The organism is Paraburkholderia sp. SIMBA_030 (assembly GCF_046535245.1).
Taxonomy (GTDB): domain Bacteria; phylum Pseudomonadota; class Gammaproteobacteria; order Burkholderiales; family Burkholderiaceae; genus Paraburkholderia.
The window spans coordinates 1-257 of record NZ_JAWRXB010000979.1 but is presented as its reverse complement, the minus strand read 5'-3'; the positions used below and the strand labels follow the sequence as shown (position 1 = coordinate 257).

General features: G+C 43.2%; 1 protein-coding gene. It reads right to left on the bottom strand.

The genetic code is table 11. The features are described from left to right. Positions 1 to 219, bottom strand: a 219-nt coding sequence (locus SB772_RS42940; RefSeq protein ID WP_410838887.1) for a hypothetical protein, incomplete at its 3' end; no start/stop codon positions are given. Positions 220 to 257: the final 38 nt, after the last annotated feature.

Here is a 257-nt window from a genome sequence, read left to right as displayed (position 1 = left end):
AGAAATAAGCGCGTCATCTGACACAAGGCGCGATACCTGATTAATACTTTGGCTATTCGCTGATGCTTTCATTGCGGCGGCATAGTTCTGGACCAAATCTTCGGTCATAGTAGCCGCTTGCGCATTGATACTGATGGTGCTGGCTACTGCTACGATTGCAGTGATGCTGGCGCTTTTCACCAATAGGGCTAATAGCCTATTTCCCAATAATTTTTTCATGATAATCCTTAGCGATATTTTTTTCGTTAGTGTCATAT